Origin of the sequence: Aquitalea magnusonii (assembly GCF_003202035.1) — a bacterium.
Taxonomy (GTDB): Bacteria; Pseudomonadota; Gammaproteobacteria; order Burkholderiales; family Chromobacteriaceae; genus Aquitalea; species Aquitalea magnusonii.
In genome coordinates this window covers 37,815-55,041 of the sequence record NZ_QJKC01000012.1, presented here as the reverse complement: position 1 = coordinate 55,041, position 17,227 = coordinate 37,815, and the positions used below count along the sequence as shown (strand labels likewise).

Below are 17,227 nucleotides of genomic sequence, written 5' to 3'. Positions count from 1 at the left end.
CATGAAAAAAGCCCGGCGGGGCCGGGCTTGTGTGGGAGGGGCTGCTGTTTAACCGGCGCTTTCCGTCTTGGCGGCTGCAGCAGGTTCGCCGTGATGTTCCGACGCCAGTGCCATATACATGGCCGGCACCACGAACAGGGTGAACAGCGTGCCGATGGACAGGCCGGTGAAGATCACCAGGCCCATGGCATGGCGGCCGGCGGCACCGGCACCAGAGGCAATCACCAGCGGGATGACACCAAAGACCATGGCCGCGGTGGTCATCAGGATGGGACGCAGCCGGATTTCTGCCGCGCCGACAATGGCATCCAGCTTGCTGGCACCCTTGCTGCGCAAGTCGTTGGCCACTTCCACGATCAGGATGCCGTGCTTGCTGATCAGGCCCATCAGCGTCACCAGGCCCACCTCGGTGTAGATATTGATGGAGGAGAAGCCGAGGAAGATGAAGATCATCGCACCGAACAAGGCCAGCGGCACCGAGACCAGGATCACCACCGGGTCGCGGAAGCTTTCGAACAGCGCCGCCAGCGTCAGGAACACGATGATGACGGCAAACAGCATGGTCAGGGCAAAGCCGCCGGATTCCTGGCTGAACTGGCGTGAAGGACCGGCGTAATCGACGGTATAACCGCTGGGCGCGATTTCCTTCAAGGTGTCTTCCAGGTATTTCAGCACCTCACCCTGCGCCTGACCGGATACCCCGGACAGCGTGGCCGAGTTTTGTTGCTGGAAACGGGTGATGGATTCCGGCACCACTTCGGTTTTCAGCTTGGCGATGGTGGACAGGGCGATCATGCCGGCATTGGGCGTGCGTACCTGGTAGTCCAGCAGCTGCGAGGGGTTTTGTCTGTCCTTTTGCAGCAATTGCGGGATCACCTTGTAAGAGCGGCCGTCGATGGAGAAGTAATTGACGTAGCCGCCCCCCATGGCTGCACTCATCGCATTGGCGACATCCTGCTGGGTCATGCCCATGGCGGTGGCCTTGTCACGGTCGATGACCACGGTGGTTTGCGGTGCATCGATTTTCAGGTCCACGTCGGCAAAGTAGAACTTGCCGGAGCTGCGCGCCTTGTCCAGCAGCTGTTGCGATACCTCGTTGAGGTTTTCGAAGGGCTCGGTGGTCTTGATGACAAACTGCACCGGCAGGCCGGACGAGCCGGGCAAGGGCGGGAACTGGAAGGCCGCTACCCGCACGCCGGCAATCTTGTTCCAGCGATCTTGCAGGTCCTGCTGGATTTGCTTGGCACTGCGCGTGCGGTCTTCCCACGGTTTGAGCAGAATGCCGCCAATACCGGCATTGACGGTCGGTGTGCCGGTAATCTGGAACATCTGCTCGTATTCCGGCATGGCCTTGCTGATGGCATACATCTGCTGCGCATAAGTCTGCATCTGGTCGGCGGTGGCTGTCGGTGCGCCCACAATCTGGCCCAGCACGATGCCCTGGTCTTCTTCCGGAGCCAATTCGGATTGTGACATCTTGGTCATCACCCCCAGCAGCGCCAGCATGATGACCGCCATCACCACCAGCACCTGCCAGGTTTCCAGCAGGCTGTGCAGCAGGCGGCGGTAGCCGTTTTGCACTTTCTCGAAGGTGTGGTCGATGGCCTTGACCAGCCGTCCCTCATCCTGCTCGGGGCGGAAGAAGCGCGAGCACATCATCGGCGACAGGGTCAGTGCCACCACACCGGAGACGGTGACGGCCGAGGCCAGGGTAAAGGCAAACTCGGTAAACAGCGCACCGGTCAGGCCACCCTGAAAGCCGATGGGCACATACACCGCCACCAGCACCACGGTCATCGCCAGAATCGGGCTGCCCAGCTCGCGCGCGGCGATGATGGCCGCGTCGAGGGGAGTCTTGCCTTCCTTCATGTGACGGTCGACGTTTTCCACCACGATGATGGCATCGTCCACCACCAGGCCAATGGCCAGCACCAGCGCCAGCAGGGTCAGCAGGTTGATGGAGTAGCCCAGCACCAGCATCATGAAGAAAGTGCCGATCAAGGACAGCGGCATGGCAATCACCGGTACCAGCACGGCGCGGAAGCTGCCGAGGAACAGGAAGATCACCACGGTCACGATCACCAGCGCTTCCAGCAGCGTCTTCACCACTTCATGAATCGAGGTGTTGATGAAGTCGGTGGAGTCGTAGACGATCTGGCCGGTCAGGCCGGACGGCAATTGCTGCTGGATGGCGGGAAAGGCGGTGCGCACGCTCTTGGCCACGTCCAGGATATTGGCCTCCGGTGCCACCTTGATACCGATGAATACCGAGCGTTCACCGCTGAAGGCAACATTGAAGTCGTAGTTTTCCGAGCCCAGCGTCACCGTGGCGATGTCCTGCAGCCGCACGATGGCATCGCCACTTTGCTTGACTGCCAGTTTCTTGAATTCTTCCACGCTGTGCAGGTCGGTGGCGGCGGTCAGCGGGATGCTGACCATCTGCCCCTTGGTCTTGCCCACGGCGGCCAGTACGTTATTGGCAGCCAGGGCATTGCTGACATCGGTGGCGGAAACGCCATGGGCCGCCATCTTGTTGGCGTCCAGCCAGGCGCGCAGGGCGAACTGGCGCGCACCCAGCAATTCGGCGGTTTGCACCCCCGGAATCGCATCCAGCTTGGGCTTGACCACCCGGTTCAGAAAGTCGGTGACCGAGTTGTTGGCCAGGGTCTTGCTGTAAAAGCCAAGATACATGGCGTCGGTGGTCTGGCCGGTCTGCACCGTCAGCACCGGCTGCTGCGCCTGGGCGGGCAGCTGGTTTTTCACCGAGTTGACCTGGGTGTTGATCTCGGTCAGCGCCCGGTTGGCATCGTAGTTCAGGCGCAGGTTGGCGGTGATGGTGGACACCCCGCTATTGCTGGTGGAGGACATGTAGTCAATGCCCTGGGCCTGGGCAATGGCACCTTCCAGCGGCTGGGTAATGAAGCCGGCAATGGTTTTGGCATCCGCACCATAATAAGTGGTGGAAATGGTGACCACGGCATTCTGGGTTTGCGGATACTGGTTGACCGGCAGGCCAAACAGCGAGCGCAAGCCCAGCACCACCAGCAGCAAGCTGATGGTGGTGGCCAGCACCGGTCTCCGGATGAAGATATCGGTAAATTTCATGGCGGGCCCTTACTGTTCCTGCGGAGTCGGATTGGGGTTGTTGGCCGGCTGTACGCTGTTGTTGATGGCAACGGCAATGCCGTTTTTCAGCTTGACCTGACCTGAGGTGACGACCTGGTCACCTTCTTTCACACCGCTGAGAATGGCCACCTGGTCGCCACGGGTCGGCCCGGTCTGCACGAACACCTGCTTGGCCACCAGGCTGCCTGCCGCTGCCGATGCCTCCTTGCCGGCCGCTACCACCACGAACACGGTGGAACCGTAAGCGTTATAGGTAATGGCAGTCTGCGGCAGGGTGAGGTAGGCCTGTTGCTTGCCGGTGTCCAGGCTGGCGCTGGCAAACATGCCGGGCAGCAGCCTGCGGCCAGGATTGGCGATCAGTGCCTGCACCTGCACATTGCGGGTATTGGTGTCGATCTTGGGGTTGATGGCGTTGACACTGCCGTTAAAGGTCTTGTCGGCGGTGCCGTCGGTCTTGATCACCACTTTCTGGCCGACGCTGACCGCAGCCAGCTGGCTTTGCGGCAGATTGAAGTCGATATGGATGGGGTCGATCTGCTGCAGGGTGACGATCTTGTCGCCGGCATTCAGGTACTGGCCGGGATTGACGCTGCTGATCCCCACGCGGCCGGCAAACGGCGCACGAATGGTTTTCTTGGCCACCAGGGCAGCCTGCTGCGCCACTTGTGCTTTCTTGCTTTTCAGGTCGGCGGCATCGTTATCCACCTGGGCCTGGGATACGCCTTGCACCGCCAGCTGGGCCTGATCGCGCTTGAGCGTGATGGCGGCCAGTTCGGCGGCGGCTTCCAGCGCATGCTGCTGGGCGATATCGGCATCGGCATTCAGCTGCACCAGTACATCCCCGGCCTTCACATCCTGGCCGGACTGAAAGTTCACGCTGCGTACCTGGCCGGCCACTTCACTGCTGACGTCCACGCCATGTACCGCACTGAGGGTACCGACCGATTCCAGCTGCGGCTGCCAGCTGGATTTTTTGGCGATCATGGTGCTGACCACCTGTGCTTGCGGCTTGGGTGCGGCGGCCATCAGGGTGCGGATATGCATGAAGAAACCCAGCCCCAGTACCACTACCAGCAGCACTATGCCTCCCAGCATGATGAACATTCGCTTGGTCATATTGCTTTCCTTGTTTTCTCTAGATTGCGTGTCGTTTACCAGTCGCGCTCAGGGCTTGGCCTGGGCGGCAGGGGTCGGGTTGGCGATGTCGTCGCTGCGGTTCCACCAGCCGCCACCCAGCGCCAGGAACAGCGCGGCGGTGTCGGCATAGCGGCTGGCGCTGGCGCTGACCAGATTGATGCGGGTCTGCTGCCAGGTGCGCTGGGCATCCAGCAGATTGAGCTGGCTGACCGCTCCCAGGCGGAAGCGTTGCTCGGTCAGCTGCAGTGTCTCGCGTGCCTGTGCCTCGGCGTCGGCCTGGGCTTGCAGGGCGCTGGCATCGGCGCTGACGGCACGCAGGCTGTCGGCCACGTTCTGGAAGCCCTTGAGCACGGTCTCCCGGTACTGGGCCTGGGCCTGTTCGTAAGCGGCTTCGGCAGAACGCTTCTTGGCGCGCAGTGAGCCGCCGTCAAACAAGGACTGGCTGACACTGGCCCCAAGGCTCCACAGGCTGCTGCCTGCGGTCACGCCGCCCAGGAACAAGCGTTCGCGGGTAAAGCTGCCGGTCAGACTGATTTGCGGATACTGGTTGGCGGTGGCCACGCCGACCTGGGCGCCAGCCTGTTGCAGCAAGGCTTCGCTGGCGCGGATGTCCGGCCGCTGGCGTACCAGTTCCGAAGGCAGCGACACCGGCAGCTCGGCCGGCAGATGCAGGCTGTCCAGGGTGAATTCCGGCAGGCCGCCTGCTGATGGCAGCTTGCCGACATACACCGCCAGCTGGTTGCGGGTGAGGTCGAGGGCTTTTTCCAGTGGCGGCAGCTGGGCGCGGGTCTGTGCCACCAGCGTGGATTGCGACAGCACGCCGCTGCGTGCGACCGCCCCCAGTGCGGCCTGCTTTTCCACGATGCGCAGCTGCTGTTCGGCAGCCGTCAGCATTTCCCGTGTGGCTTGCAACTGGGCGCGCTGCGAGGCTTCCTGGATGGCGGTGGTGACCACATTGAAAATCAGCGTCTGGTAGGTGGCTTCCAGCTGGTAGCGCTGGTAATCGCTGGCCGCCATCAGTCCCTGCAATTGCTGGCGATTGGCACCGAACAGGTCCAGCGTATAGGACACGTTGAGGCCGGCGCTCAGCACATTGAAATCACTGGGGGAGCTGCCGGACAGCGTCTGGCGCTGGCGGCTGCCGCCCAGCTGGCCGCTGACCGAGGGGTATTCCAGCGTGCCGGCCGCGGCATTGTAATTTTCCTGGGCCTGGCGCAGTGCGGCACGCGCCGCGGCCAGGCTGGGACTATTGTGCAGCGCTTCGCTAATCAGCTGGTCCAGAGCGGGTGAGCGGAACAGCTGCCACCATTCCGGTTGTAATTGCTGGCCCAGCGCCAGGTGCTGCGTGATGCCGGCTGCGCCCGCCTGCGGGCTCGCAACAGTATGTTCGGCCAGTGGGCTGCTGCCATAGCGCCGGCTCTGCCCGTCCACCAGCTGCGGTGTACTGGCTGGCGGCGTCAGGGTGCAGCCCGACAATGCCAGGCCGAGCAGCAGCGGTAGCGCTGCCCGGGGGAGGGTTAAGGCCGCTGTTGCCGGTAAGCGGCCCGGTAAGTGCTTGGGATGCATCCTGTACTCCTGTTCTTGACTTGCGCGGCTGTGGTGGCGGCTTTGCATTGTCCTGCCTTGTGGGCTAGTTGATTCTTCGGATTATTCTGATCTTGCTACCGGATGCGACGCTTTGATCAGTCGGTCAAAGGCGTACAGAAAGCGCCGGCGGGCTTCCTCGCTATCCTGCGGGCCGCTGCTATTCAGATTGCGTAGGGCAATACCGGCGATGGTGCTGTGAAACAGGGCCATTTCGTCGTCGCTGGCGTGAACGCCCAGCCGTTTGAAGGCTTCTTTCTTGTTGTTCAGCATGCGGCGGTCGAAATCGCTGATCCAGTCCTTGAGCTTGGGGTCGACCTCGGCCGCCACGGTGACTGCCACCATCAGCCGGGCAATACGGCTGTCACAGATGTTGTTGCACATGGCCTGGCGGAATTCCTCCAGCGTGGGCATGGGCGCTGCGTCATGGCAGCCCTGGGCATTGATCACCATCTGGCAGCCATGTTCCACCACCACGGTCAGCAGATCGTTGCGCGTGGGGAAGTAGTAGGTCAGGTGGCTCTGGCGCAACCCGGCCTGTTTGGCCACCTTGCTCTGGCTGAAACCCAGGATTCCGTCATGCAGCAGGACATCCAGCGCGGCATCGATCAGCTTGGTGCGGATGTCCTTGCAACTGGCGGCTGAACAGGGTGGTGAGGATTGTCGGCTTGCTGTCATGGTTTTTGGTTAAGTTACCAAGAAAAGGCAATCTAACAATATTCCATGCGGTTTGCCAGCATGCGCGGCGGATTATTGTGGACAGGACGGTTTTTCGGGCGTGCTGAGGCAAATTTGCGACAGGGGCAGTGTCAGGCGGGCGGGCTGTCCACCCGGACGGGACAAAGTGGTGGTGGCTGCAAGGCAGGTGTTTGCGGCTGATTATCCATAATGATTTTAATATTCAGAAAAATATTTAATTGTCATTATTTTTCGGCGCAGCAAAGAAGCCTACCCTATAACATCGCCGGACAAACAGGTTTTGATGTGGATCATGCTTGTTGCGATTAATCTGCGGCGCACACGAGGAAGCTGCTTAAGTAGCGGGTCTGCCGAGCTGACGTAAAGGTAAGGATATACGTCGGTCCTCAGCATGAATCTGGCCGGGACAGGCCGGAGCAACGCTCGATAAAACAGCAGGCCGCAAACAGGCCGCAAATTGCAAGGGAACAACAAGTGGAACAACGCATACACCATGCCGGTCTGGCAGGGAAAATCATGTCGGCTGAACAAGCCGCCGCACACATCCAGCCGGGCATGACCGTGGGCATGAGCGGATTTACCGGCTCGGGCTACCCCAAGGCGGTGCCACTGGCACTGGCGGGCCGCATGGAAGCGGCGCAGGGACGCGGCGAGAAGTTCGCCTTGCGTGTGCTCACCGGTGCCTCCACCGCGCCGGAGCTGGACGGCGCGCTGGCCAAGGCGGGCGGCATTGATTTTCGCCTGCCTTACCAGTCCGACCCGGAACTGCGCGCACGCATCAACCGCGGTGAAATCGACTACATGGACGTGCACCTGGGCCAGGTGGCGCAATACACCTGGTTCGGCTTTCTCGGCAAGATCGACCTGGCGGTGGTGGAAGTGGCCGGCATCCTGCCGGATGGCAGGCTGATTCCCTCCACCTCGATCGGTAATAACAAGACCTGGCTGGACCTGGCCGACAAGGTGATTCTGGAAGTCAACAGCACCCAGCCGCTGGGCTTGGATGGTATGCATGACATCTACTATGGCACGGCATTGCCGCCCAATCGCCAGCCGATTCCGCTGACCCAGGCGGGCGACCGTATTGGCGAGCCCTATCTGCGAGTGGACCCGGCCAAGGTGGTGGCGGTGGTGGAAACCCATGCGCCAGACCGGCTGGGTCGTTTTACCCCGCCGGATGAAACCAGCCAGCGCATTGCCGGCTATCTGGTGGAATTCCTCAAGCACGAAATCAAGATGGGCCGCCTGCCGGAGAACCTGCTGCCCTTGCAGTCTGGCGTGGGCAATATCGCCAATGCGGTGTTGGGCGGCTTGCGTGATGGCGGCTTCAGCAATCTGACAGCGTTTACCGAGGTGATTCAGGACGGCATGCTGGATTTGATCCGCACCGACACCATCCGCATGGCCTCGGCCACCGCGCTGTCGCTTAGCCCGGAAGGGGTGCAGGAGTTTGCCCGTAATATCGCGCACTACCGCGAGCGCATCGTGCTGCGGCCGCAGGAAATTTCCAACCATGCCGAACTGGTGCGCCGTCTGGGTTGTATCGGCATCAACGGCATGGTGGAGGCGGACATGTATGGCAACGTCAATTCCACCCATGTGGCAGGTACCTCCATCATCAATGGCATTGGCGGCTCGGGCGACTTTGCCCGCAACGGCTTCCTGTCCTGCTTTGTTACTCCCAGTACGGCCAAGAACGGGGCGATTTCCTGCATCGTGCCCATGGTCAGCCATGTCGACCACACCGAACACGACGTCTGCATCATCGTCACCGAACAGGGCCTGGCCGACTTGCGTGGCCTGTCGCCCAAGCAACGCGCGCGGGTGGTGATTGCCAACTGTGCCCACCCGGACTACCGCCCGCTGCTGCAGGATTACTTCGACCGCGCCTGCCGCGACAGCAAGGGCAAGCACACGCCGCATTTGCTGGGCGAGGCACTGTCCTGGCATGAGCGGCTGGTGGAGCAGGGCAGCATGAAGCCCTGAACCCCGCCTGTGTCGGGGATGGTTGGAAACAAAAAGCCCTTGCTGTGTAGCAAGGGCTTTTTTGACGGAGCGGGAGGAGTGGGCAGGTTTACAGCTCCACCACCTGTTTGCTGCGCAAGGCTTGGGTGATGGCCAGACCAATGCGGGTGGCCTCGGTGGCATCGGCCAGGCTGAGCGCCAAGGCTTGATCGTGCAGCACGGCATCGACAAAGTGCTGGGCTTCACTGACAAAGGCTTCGGCAAAGCGCTGGTAGAAATCCTGCACGCATTCGTTGCGCACGCCGTGGGCATCGCTGATGTCCACCCGGTTGGCGCGCGGATTGGCTCCCACGGTCAACCGGCCTGCCGTGGCAAAGATTTCGGTCAGGGTTTCATGGCCATGTGCCTGGGTGCGCGAGGCATAAAAGCAGGCCAGCTTGCCATCGGCAAACTCCAGCATGGCCACGCCATTGTCCACATCCCCGCAATCGGCCAGGGCCGGGTGCAGCGCATTGGTGCCAGTGGCCCAGACACGCAAGGGCTTGGGCGAGCCCAGCAGCCAGCGCGCCAGATCGATATCGTGAATGCTGCAATCCATGAAAATGCCGCCGCTGCTGGGGGCAAACTTCACAAAAAAACCGTTCTCGTCGTTCAAATCGCAGGTTTGCGAGCGCAATAGATAGGCTTGGCCCACCAGGCCTTGCTGCAGCTTTTCTGCCGCATCCTGATAGCTGGCATCAAAGCGGCGTACAAAACCCACCATCGCCTTGAGCTGCGGGTACTCAGCCGCTACTGCTTCTACTTTCTGGCAATCCTCCACATTCAGGGCCAGCGGTTTTTCGCAAAACACATGCTTACCGGCACGCAGGCAGGCGATGATCTGCTCGGCATGCAGCGCGGTGGGGGTGACCAGAAACACCGCTTGTACCTGCGGCTCGGCCAGCATGGCGTCCAGCGTGTGGTGGCGGTGTACGCCAGGCAGCTGTTCTGCCGCCCAGGCCAGTTCATCATCCAGCGGTGAACAGGCGGCCACCAGTTTGGCCCCACGAATGCGATCGCGCAGATTGAGTGCATGACGGCGGCCAAGCCGGCCCAGGCCGACAATGCCGATATTGAGTTCAGACATGACTTCTCCCTGCCCACCGGCAGCTTTGTCGGCGGGCATGTAACCGACGATGGGGTGGTTTACAGGCTGATCAGGCGGTTTTCCTGCCAGGAGCGGGTGGCGGCATCGGCCAGCTCCAGCGCCTTGACGCCGTCTTCCACCGTGGTGCGCGGGGTGGCACCGTGCTGTACCACCTCAAAGAAGTGTGCCATTTCCAACGCGTAAGCGGCACGGTAGCGTTCCAGGAAAAAGTGTTCCGGCAGATCGGTACTGACCTGCTGGCCACCATAGGCAGTGACTTCGGTAGGGCGGTGATTACCGGCCTGCAACATGCCCAGGCTACCCAGCACTTCAAAGCGCTGGTCGTAACCATAGGCAGCGCGGCGGCTGGTGTTGATCTGGCACAGGCGGCCGGAACGGGTGCGGATGGTGACGGCGGTGGTGTCGGCATCGCCGGCCTCGCCAATCGCCGGGTCGGTCAGCACGCTGGCGCTGGCCTGCACGCTGACGGCTTCGTCGGCCAGAATCCAGCGGCAGATGTCGAAATCGTGAATCAGCATGTCCTTGAAAATACCGCCGGAGCGCTTGATGTAGTCCACCGGCGGCGCACCCGGGTCGCGGCTGGTGACCACCAGCACTTCCGGCTGGCCGATTTCCCCGGCCTCGATGCGTGCTTTCACTGCGGCAAAAGTAGGGTCGTAGCGGCGCTGGAAGCCGATCAGGCAGGCCACGCCGGCTTCCTTCACTGCCGCAGCGCACTGGCGGGCGCGTTCCAGTGTCAGGTCTACCGGTTTCTCGCAGAAGATGGCCTTGCCACGGGCGGCGGCACGCAGGATGAGGTCGGCATGGGTGTCGGTACTGGAGGCAATCACCACTGCGCCGATTTCCGGGTCGGCCAGGGCGCTGTCGATGTCAGTCACGCTGGCACCGTACTGGGCCGCCAGCTGCTGTGCTGAAGGCTGATGGGTGTCGACGACATACTTCAGGCGTGTGCCGGGCTGGGCGGCCAGGTTGGCGGCGTGGATCTTGCCGATACGGCCGGCACCGAACAGGGCTACTGCGGTCATTGCTGTCTCCTCATGCGTGTTATTGGCCAACCGTGCTGCAGGTTGGTGTGCTTGCATAGCAATATATATCAGAAAATAATTTCTGAAAATTATTTATTTGGAAATTTTATTTTATTTGGCGCAAATAGAAAAAATGCCACAGTCGCTGTCGGCCACTGTGGCAAGTCCGAGGAAGTGTGCTGCAGAAGCAGGGTTCAGTAGAAGTCGGGGCGTTCCGGCATGTTGATGTCCACCACTGCGCCATTCTGTTGTGCTAGTACGCAGGCATCGGCAGCCACGGCAGCGGCATAGCCATCCCAGGCTGAGGGGCCGGTGAGGGAGCCGGCCTGCACGCCGTTGATGAAGGCTTGCAGCTCCACGTCGTAGGCGGCGATGAAACGCTGTTTCCAGTCGGTGAGGATGGCGGTGGAATAACTGGCGGCACTGCGCAGCGCTACGCTGGATGGCTCGGGCAGGCTGGCAATGCCGGTTTCGCCGACAATCTGGCACTGGATGTCATAGCCGTATTGGCAATTGACGAAAATTTCCACATCGATGCGCACGCCGCTGCGGGTTTCCAGCAACACAATCTGCGGGTCGGCCAGATGGGGCAGGGCGTGGCTGCTCTTGCGTGGAAAGACCACCTGGGCCGAGACATAGTCTTCATCCAGCAACCAGCGCAACACGTCCAGTTCGTGAATCAGCGTATCGGTAATGGCCATTGGCGTGGTGTAATCTTCGCCCACGGAGGGGTTGCGATGGGCGCAATGCAGCATCAGCGGTGCGCCGATGCGTCCCTCGTTCAGTAGCTGTTTGAGCGCACGGTAACCAGCGTCATAGGGACGCATGAAGCCAACTTGCACCAGCCGTTTGCCGTGGGCACGCTCGGCCTGGACGATACGCATGCAGCCTGCGGCGGTGACCGCCAGCGGTTTTTCGCAGAACACCGGCTTGCCGGCGGCAATGGCATCCAGCACGAATTCTTCATGGCTGGGGCCCCATGAGCTCACCAGCACGGCCTCCACTGCCGGGTCGTGGATCAGTGCCAGGCCGCTGTCATGCACGCTGGTAGCCAGTTGGTATTGCTTGACCGTGGCCTCGGCTTGCAGTGGGTTGATGTCGTGGACGGCGACCACGCGTGCGCCGGACAGGGTCTGGCTGATGCGGCGGATGTGGTCCTGACCGATGGCTCCGCTACCGATGACGCCAATGGCTAAACTCATGTCTGTCTCCTTGTTCTTGCTTGTGGTGTGATGTGCGGGTTTAGCTGGCGAGTTGCTGGCGGATGTAATCCATGCTGTTACGCAGCAGGGTTTCGCTGTCCGGCGCTTCCATGATGTCGTTGGCAAATGGCTCAAACGACACCAGACCCTGATAACCCCGTGCCAGCAGTTCTTTCAGCTGCGGGATATTGCCCAGCCGGTCGGCACTGCCCACCAGCACGCGGTGGCCGTCGCGCATATCCGTGCTGGCCAGGGTGGTGGATTCCACGCCGGAGATGTGTACCAGCCCGGTCAGTTCCGGAAAGAAAATGTCCTCGCCAGCCAGATGGTGGTGGAAGGTGTCGTGCACCAGGCGGAAATGGCGCTCACCAGCGGCGGCGTAAATGGCGGTGACGGCTTCGGACTTGCGACGCAGCGCACATTCCTCGAAGCCCAGTGCTTCCACCAAGCCGGTGATGCCGTGGTCGTCCAGAATCGGCTTCAACTGCTTGAGCGCATGGATAAGGTCCTGCTGGCGCTGGCTGTCAGTGCGCGTGTCATCGCGGCTGTTGAGCGGACACATCACCAGCGCCTGGGCACCACAGTCACGGGCGTAGCTGGCCAGCTGCAGCGCGCGCTGTTGCAGGTCGGCATCGAATACATCAAACGGGTAGAGCGCATTGATGCTGCGGATGGTGATGCCGGCTTCGGCGGCGGCCGCGCGCAGTTGGGCGGCCGGCGTGCCATTGCTGATTTCCACGCCATTCAGATCGTTGCGGATTTCGATATCGCTCACACCCAGTCGGCGGCACATGGCCAGATAGTCGGGAAAGGACAGGCGCGGCGCGCTGATACGGTTGATGGCAAAGCGGATGTTGGGGGCCATGGTGGTCTTTCTGTGAATGAGAGGGACGACTTACTTTTGTTGGTAGTGCTTATCCAGATAGCGCTGCATCTCGCTCAGCATGAAGCGCGACGATTCATCGGCGCGTTCCTCCCAGGCAAACACACAGGAGGACAGCACGCCGTCAAAACCGATCTCGGCCAGGGTGGCGAAGAACACATCCCAGTCGATTTCGCCCTGGCCGATGTCCACATGCTGATGCACGCGCACATTGGCGCCGGGCGGGTTGACGATATAGCGCAGGCCGGATGAGGCCTTACGGCTAGGTCATCGTGGTAAAAGGGCTGCAGCGTGGTAGTAGCGCTGGAGGCAATCTAGGGGAAGCGAGACAGGGTTTCAGTTGCTGATTTGACGATAAATCGTCAATGTGGGCCGATTGGCACACCGCAGGAAGCCAGAGGTAATGCGCATGACCCAGCCGCCACGTCGCAAGAAAACTGCCCGCTTTGTTGAAATTGCCGCCCAGGCCGGGGTGAGCGTGGCCACGGTGGACCGGGTGTTGAACGAGCGTGGCAGCGTGTCGGCCCAAGCCCGCGCCAAGGTGGTGGCCGCCGCGCGTGAGCTGGCCGTGCCACGGCTGCTGCCGGATACCCGCCACGGGCTGATTCATCTGGATATCCTGCTGCCGGACAACCAATCCCCCTTCTTCCGGCGGCTACGGCAGGCCTTGCAAGCGGCACTGCCCATGCTGGACCGACGGGTGGTGGTGCATCAGCAGACGCTGGGCGAAAAGGATGAAGCCGGCATGGTGCGCGCCTTGCGGCCCCGGCCTTACCCCCGGCAGGGGCTGATTGTGGCGGCACCGGATACCCCGGCCGTGCAGCAGGCCTTGCAAGCGGCCATCCAGCGCGGCGAGCAGGTGGCGCTGGTGGTCAGCAATGTGGCCGGTCTGCCGCAGGCTCGTTATGTGGGCATAGACAACCATGCCGCCGGGCGGACTGCCGGCTGGCTGCTGGGCCGTCTGTGTCCGCAAGCGGGCCGGGTGCTGTTGCTGTCCAGCCGGCCGGACTACCGTGGCCATCTGGAACGGGCCAGCGGTTGTGCCGAGGTGCTGGCACAACGCTTTCCCCATTTGCAGTGTGATCAGGTGGCGACCGCCACTCATGACGATGCCGACCGTTGCTATGCCGCGGTCAGCCATGCTTTCAAACAGGGCCGTCCGATTGCCGGCATCTACAACAGCGGGGCCGGTTCACCCGGCATCGAAGCGGCGTTGCGCCGCTATGCCATCCACGACAAGGTGTGCTGGGTAACACACGAGCTGTCGGACGACCACCGCCATTATCTGCAACAGGGGCTGCTGGACGTGGTGATTGATCAGGACCCGGATGGCCAGGCCATCAAGGCCCTGCAACATGTGCTGGCGGCGCTGGAGGTGTTGCCGCCCGGAGGCGAAAGCGGAGCGGCTGAATTCCGCCTTTATCTGGCAGAGAACATGTCGGCCTCGCCCTATCTGTCAGCCTGAGCAGGCAGTGTTTGTGTTGCGGAAAATGTTTTTCAAAATAAAATTAAAATGAAAAATAATTTGCAATAATCCGGAAATCTTATATCGTAGTGGCAGGCTGTTCCTTACTCTCGATGACGCAGGCTGGCACCGCCCGGTCAGCTGGCCTCATCGCCCCCTGGAGAATGGATGTGAAAACCGTACGTCTCACCGTGGCCCAGGCGCTGGTGCGCTATCTGGCCGCGCAGTTTGTCACCCAGCCGGATGGCCGCCGCGAGCGGCTGTTTGGTGGCGTGTGGGCCATTTTCGGCCACGGCAATGTGGCCGGCCTGGGCGAAGCCTTGCAGGCAGCGCAGGATGTGCTGCCCACCTTGCGTGCCCACAACGAGCAGGGCATGGCCTTGGCTGCCACCGCTTATGCCAAGGCACACTTTCGCCGCCGCATGATGGCTATCAGCACTTCCATTGGCCCCGGTTGTACCAATCTGGTTACCGCTGCGGCGGTGGCCCATGTCAACCGCCTGCCCATGCTGTTGCTGCCGGGCGATGTGTTCATCTCGCGCGCGCCGGACCCGGTGCTGCAACAAGTGGAAGATTTTCAGGATGGCGCTGTATCGGCGGTGGATTGCCTGCGGCCGGTATCGCGCTACTTCGACCGCATTGTGGTGCCGTCCCAGTTACTGACCGCCTTGCCGCGTGCCATTGCCACCCTTACCGACCCGGCGCAGTGCGGCCCGGTGACACTGGCCCTGCCGCAGGATGTGCAGGCGCAGGCCTTTGACTGGCCGGAGTCCTTCTTTGCCGAGCGTGATATCCACTTCCGTCAGCCACCGCCCGAACCCACCGAGCTGGCGGCTCTGGCCAGCTTGCTGCGCCAAGCCAAGCGCCCGCTCATCGTCTGTGGTGGCGGGGTGCTGTACAGCGTTGGCGGTGTGGAGGCACTGAAAGATTTTGTCGAACGGCATGGCATTCCGGTTGGCGAGAGTCAGGCGGGCAAGGGCGCGTTGAGCTGGGATCACCCGCTGCTGGCCGGTTCCATCGGCGTCACCGGCTCCCCGGCGGCCAACGAGCTGGCCGCGCAAGCCGACCTGGTGCTGGCAGTGGGCAGTCGTTTGCAGGACTTCACCACCGGCTCGCATGCGCTGTACGCCCAGGCCACGCTGTTGTCCATCAATGTGAATGGTTTTGATGCCATCAAATGGGGGGGCCACAGCCTGCAATGTGATGCCGCCGTCGGGCTGGCCGCGCTGAGTGCGGCGCTGGACGGCTGGCAGGCCGATGCTGACTGGACCGCGCACAGCCAGCGGCTGTGCAATGGTTGGCGCAGGCAAGTGGACGAGATTGTGCGCAGCCCGCGTGCCAGCCTGCCCACCTATGCCGAGGCCATCGGTGCGGTACAGGCCTCGGCGGCGGATTCCGCCGCACGCGACATCGTGGTGTGCGCTGCCGGTACGCTGCCAGCCGAACTGCACAAGTTGTGGCGCACCAGCACGCCGGGTGGCTATCACATGGAGTACGGCTTTTCCTGCATGGGTTACGAAGTGGCCGGTGGCCTGGGGGTGAAGATGGCCCGCCCGGAGCGCGAAGTCATCGTGATGGTGGGCGATGGCAGCTATTTGATGCTGAACAATGAGCTGGCCACTTCGGTGATGCTGGGTCACAAGATCATCGTGGTGCTGCTGGACAATGCCGGTTACGCCTGCATCAACCGCTTGCAGCAGGCCTGCGGCGGTGTGCCTTTCAACAATATGCTGGTCGACTGTCTGCATGGCGAACACGGTATCCCGCAGATCGACTTTGCCCAGAATGCCCGTTCGCTGGGGGCCGAGGCGGAAACCGTCGGCTCGGTGGCCGAGCTGCTGGCCGCCATGGTGCGCGCCCGGGCTTCCCGCCGCAGTTACCTGATTCAGCTACGTATTGATGGCCCGCAATGCACGCCGGAAGGCGGCAGCTGGTGGGAGGTGGGTATCCCGGAAGTATCGGAACGCGAGCAGGTGCGTGCTGCCCGTGCCAACTACGAACAAGCCCGCTTGCGTCAGCGGCTGTAGTACAGCCATTACAAATACATATATAAGGAGTGAGACAGTGCAGCAATTTGATGTGCGCATCGGCATCAACCCGATTTCCTGGAGCAACGACGACCTGCCGCAGCTGGGCGGGCATATCCCGCTGGAAACCTGCTTGCAAGAAGGCGCAGAAATCGGTTACGCCGGTTTCGAGCTGGGCAACAAGTTTCCCAAGGACCCGCAGGCATTGCGCAACAAAATGGCCGAATACGACGTGGCGGTGGTGTCTGGCTGGCATTCCGGCCATCTGGCAAGCGGCACGGTGGAGCAGGAAATAGCCGCAGCCACTGCCCACGTGGACAAGCTGCTGTTCAACGGCTGCCAAGTGCTGGTGTATGGCGAAGTGGCGGACTCGGTGCAGGGACAGCAACAGACCCCCTTATCGCAACGCCCCCGTTTTAGCAGTCAACAGCAGTGGCAGGATTACGCGGCGCGGCTGGATGCGTTTGCTGCCTGGCTGAAGGGCAGGGGCATCACCCTGGCCTACCACCACCACATGGGGGCGTATTGCGAAACCAGTGCCGACCTGGACTTGCTGATGTCACTCACCGGGCCGGATGTCGGCCTGCTGTTTGATACCGGCCACATCACTTTTGCCGGGGGTGACGCCTATGTCGAGCTGCTCAAGCATGTGGACCGGGTGGTGCATGTGCATTGCAAGGATGTACGGCGGGCGGTGATGCAACAGGCCAGGGCGGAAAACTGGAGTTTTCTGGACGCCGTGCTCAAGGGCGTGTTTACCGTACCGGGCGACGGCATGATCGACTTCGCCCCCATTCTGGCCACCTTGCAGCGCCATGGTTATCGGGGCTGGCTGGTGGTGGAGGCCGAGCAGGACCCGGCGCTGGCCCCCAGCTATGAATATGCCAAGAAGGGTTACGACTATCTGGCGGCCTTGTGTGCCAGCCTGCGCCAGCCGGTTGTTGCCTGAAAACCCCGTGTTGCCGGT

At 61.8% G+C, this 17,227-nt stretch carries 13 protein-coding genes; 4 read left to right on the top strand and 9 right to left on the bottom strand.

Annotated features, from left to right (window positions below; genetic code table 11):
• Positions 1-48 precede the first annotated feature (48 nt).
• The 4 genes from DFR38_RS13555 to DFR38_RS13540 form a co-directional block, all read right to left on the bottom strand.
• Positions 49-3,105 (bottom strand): efflux RND transporter permease subunit, encoded by a 3,057-nt coding sequence (locus tag DFR38_RS13555; RefSeq protein ID WP_110313535.1) that lies wholly within the window; start codon positions 3,103-3,105, stop codon positions 49-51.
• Between the two features lie 9 nt (positions 3,106-3,114).
• Positions 3,115-4,242, bottom strand: coding sequence for an efflux RND transporter periplasmic adaptor subunit (locus DFR38_RS13550; RefSeq protein WP_059285645.1), 1,128 nt, complete (start codon positions 4,240-4,242; stop codon positions 3,115-3,117).
• Between the two features lie 48 nt (positions 4,243-4,290).
• Entirely contained in the window at positions 4,291-5,829 is a 1,539-nt protein-coding gene (locus DFR38_RS13545; RefSeq protein WP_082693382.1) for an efflux transporter outer membrane subunit, read from the bottom strand.
• An 81-nt stretch (positions 5,830-5,910) separates the two neighbouring features.
• Entirely contained in the window at positions 5,911-6,525 is a 615-nt protein-coding gene (locus tag DFR38_RS13540) for a TetR/AcrR family transcriptional regulator (RefSeq protein ID WP_059285644.1), read from the bottom strand.
• A 537-nt stretch (positions 6,526-7,062) separates the two neighbouring features.
• Between DFR38_RS13540 and DFR38_RS13535 the strand changes: the two genes are divergently transcribed.
• Positions 7,063-8,532 (top strand): succinyl-CoA:acetate CoA-transferase ScpC, encoded by a 1,470-nt coding sequence (locus DFR38_RS13535; protein ID WP_211310765.1) that lies wholly within the window; start codon positions 7,063-7,065, stop codon positions 8,530-8,532.
• A gap of 88 nt (positions 8,533-8,620) precedes the next feature.
• Here DFR38_RS13535 and DFR38_RS13530 read toward each other — a convergent pair whose 3' ends face one another.
• From DFR38_RS13530 to DFR38_RS13510, 5 genes are all read right to left on the bottom strand, one after another.
• A complete protein-coding gene (locus DFR38_RS13530) occupies positions 8,621-9,637 on the bottom strand; it encodes a Gfo/Idh/MocA family oxidoreductase (RefSeq protein WP_059285650.1) in 1,017 nt (338 codons plus the stop codon).
• Between the two features lie 59 nt (positions 9,638-9,696).
• Positions 9,697-10,683, bottom strand: coding sequence for an inositol 2-dehydrogenase (gene iolG / locus DFR38_RS13525; protein WP_110313533.1), 987 nt, complete (start codon positions 10,681-10,683; stop codon positions 9,697-9,699).
• Between the two features lie 194 nt (positions 10,684-10,877).
• Positions 10,878-11,885, bottom strand: coding sequence for a bifunctional inositol 2-dehydrogenase/D-chiro-inositol 1-dehydrogenase (gene iolG / locus DFR38_RS13520; RefSeq protein WP_059285643.1), 1,008 nt, complete (start codon positions 11,883-11,885; stop codon positions 10,878-10,880).
• 40 nt (positions 11,886-11,925) lie between these two features.
• A complete protein-coding gene (locus DFR38_RS13515; protein ID WP_059285642.1) occupies positions 11,926-12,750 on the bottom strand; it encodes a TIM barrel protein in 825 nt (274 codons plus the stop codon).
• Between the two features lie 30 nt (positions 12,751-12,780).
• The gene (locus tag DFR38_RS13510) at positions 12,781-13,002 is read right to left on the bottom strand and encodes a TIM barrel protein (protein ID WP_275576126.1); all 222 of its coding nucleotides are present in this window, start codon (positions 13,000-13,002) and stop codon (positions 12,781-12,783) included.
• Positions 13,003-13,177: 175 nt separating this feature from the next.
• Between DFR38_RS13510 and DFR38_RS13505 the strand changes: the two genes are divergently transcribed.
• The 3 genes from DFR38_RS13505 to iolE all read left to right on the top strand — a co-directional run bounded on the left by DFR38_RS13505 (position 13,178) and on the right by iolE (position 17,209).
• Positions 13,178-14,233: a LacI family DNA-binding transcriptional regulator gene (locus tag DFR38_RS13505; RefSeq protein ID WP_059285649.1), complete on the top strand. Its 1,056-nt coding sequence runs from the start codon at positions 13,178-13,180 to the stop codon at positions 14,231-14,233.
• 170 nt (positions 14,234-14,403) lie between these two features.
• The gene (iolD, locus tag DFR38_RS13500) at positions 14,404-16,260 is read left to right on the top strand and encodes a 3D-(3,5/4)-trihydroxycyclohexane-1,2-dione acylhydrolase (decyclizing) (protein ID WP_239688610.1); all 1,857 of its coding nucleotides are present in this window, start codon (positions 14,404-14,406) and stop codon (positions 16,258-16,260) included.
• Between the two features lie 37 nt (positions 16,261-16,297).
• The gene (gene iolE, locus DFR38_RS13495; protein ID WP_059285639.1) at positions 16,298-17,209 is read left to right on the top strand and encodes a myo-inosose-2 dehydratase; all 912 of its coding nucleotides are present in this window, start codon (positions 16,298-16,300) and stop codon (positions 17,207-17,209) included.
• Positions 17,210-17,227: the final 18 nt, after the last annotated feature.

Excerpts from the sequence above, each read along its gene's own strand:
- DFR38_RS13555 (WP_110313535.1), bottom strand. The coding sequence starts at position 3,105 with ATGAAATTTACCGATATCTTCATCCGGAGACCGGTGCTGGCCACCACC.
- DFR38_RS13550 (WP_059285645.1), bottom strand. The coding sequence starts at position 4,242 with ATGACCAAGCGAATGTTCATCATGCTGGGAGGCATAGTGCTGCTGGTA.
- DFR38_RS13545 (WP_082693382.1), bottom strand. The coding sequence starts at position 5,829 with ATGCATCCCAAGCACTTACCGGGCCGCTTACCGGCAACAGCGGCCTTA.
- DFR38_RS13540 (WP_059285644.1), bottom strand. The coding sequence starts at position 6,525 with ATGACAGCAAGCCGACAATCCTCACCACCCTGTTCAGCCGCCAGTTGC.
- DFR38_RS13535 (WP_211310765.1), top strand. The coding sequence starts at position 7,063 with ATGTCGGCTGAACAAGCCGCCGCACACATCCAGCCGGGCATGACCGTG.
- DFR38_RS13530 (WP_059285650.1), bottom strand. The coding sequence starts at position 9,637 with ATGTCTGAACTCAATATCGGCATTGTCGGCCTGGGCCGGCTTGGCCGC.
- iolG (WP_110313533.1), bottom strand. The coding sequence starts at position 10,683 with ATGACCGCAGTAGCCCTGTTCGGTGCCGGCCGTATCGGCAAGATCCAC.
- iolG (WP_059285643.1), bottom strand. The coding sequence starts at position 11,885 with ATGAGTTTAGCCATTGGCGTCATCGGTAGCGGAGCCATCGGTCAGGAC.
- DFR38_RS13515 (WP_059285642.1), bottom strand. The coding sequence starts at position 12,750 with ATGGCCCCCAACATCCGCTTTGCCATCAACCGTATCAGCGCGCCGCGC.
- DFR38_RS13505 (WP_059285649.1), top strand. The coding sequence starts at position 13,178 with ATGACCCAGCCGCCACGTCGCAAGAAAACTGCCCGCTTTGTTGAAATT.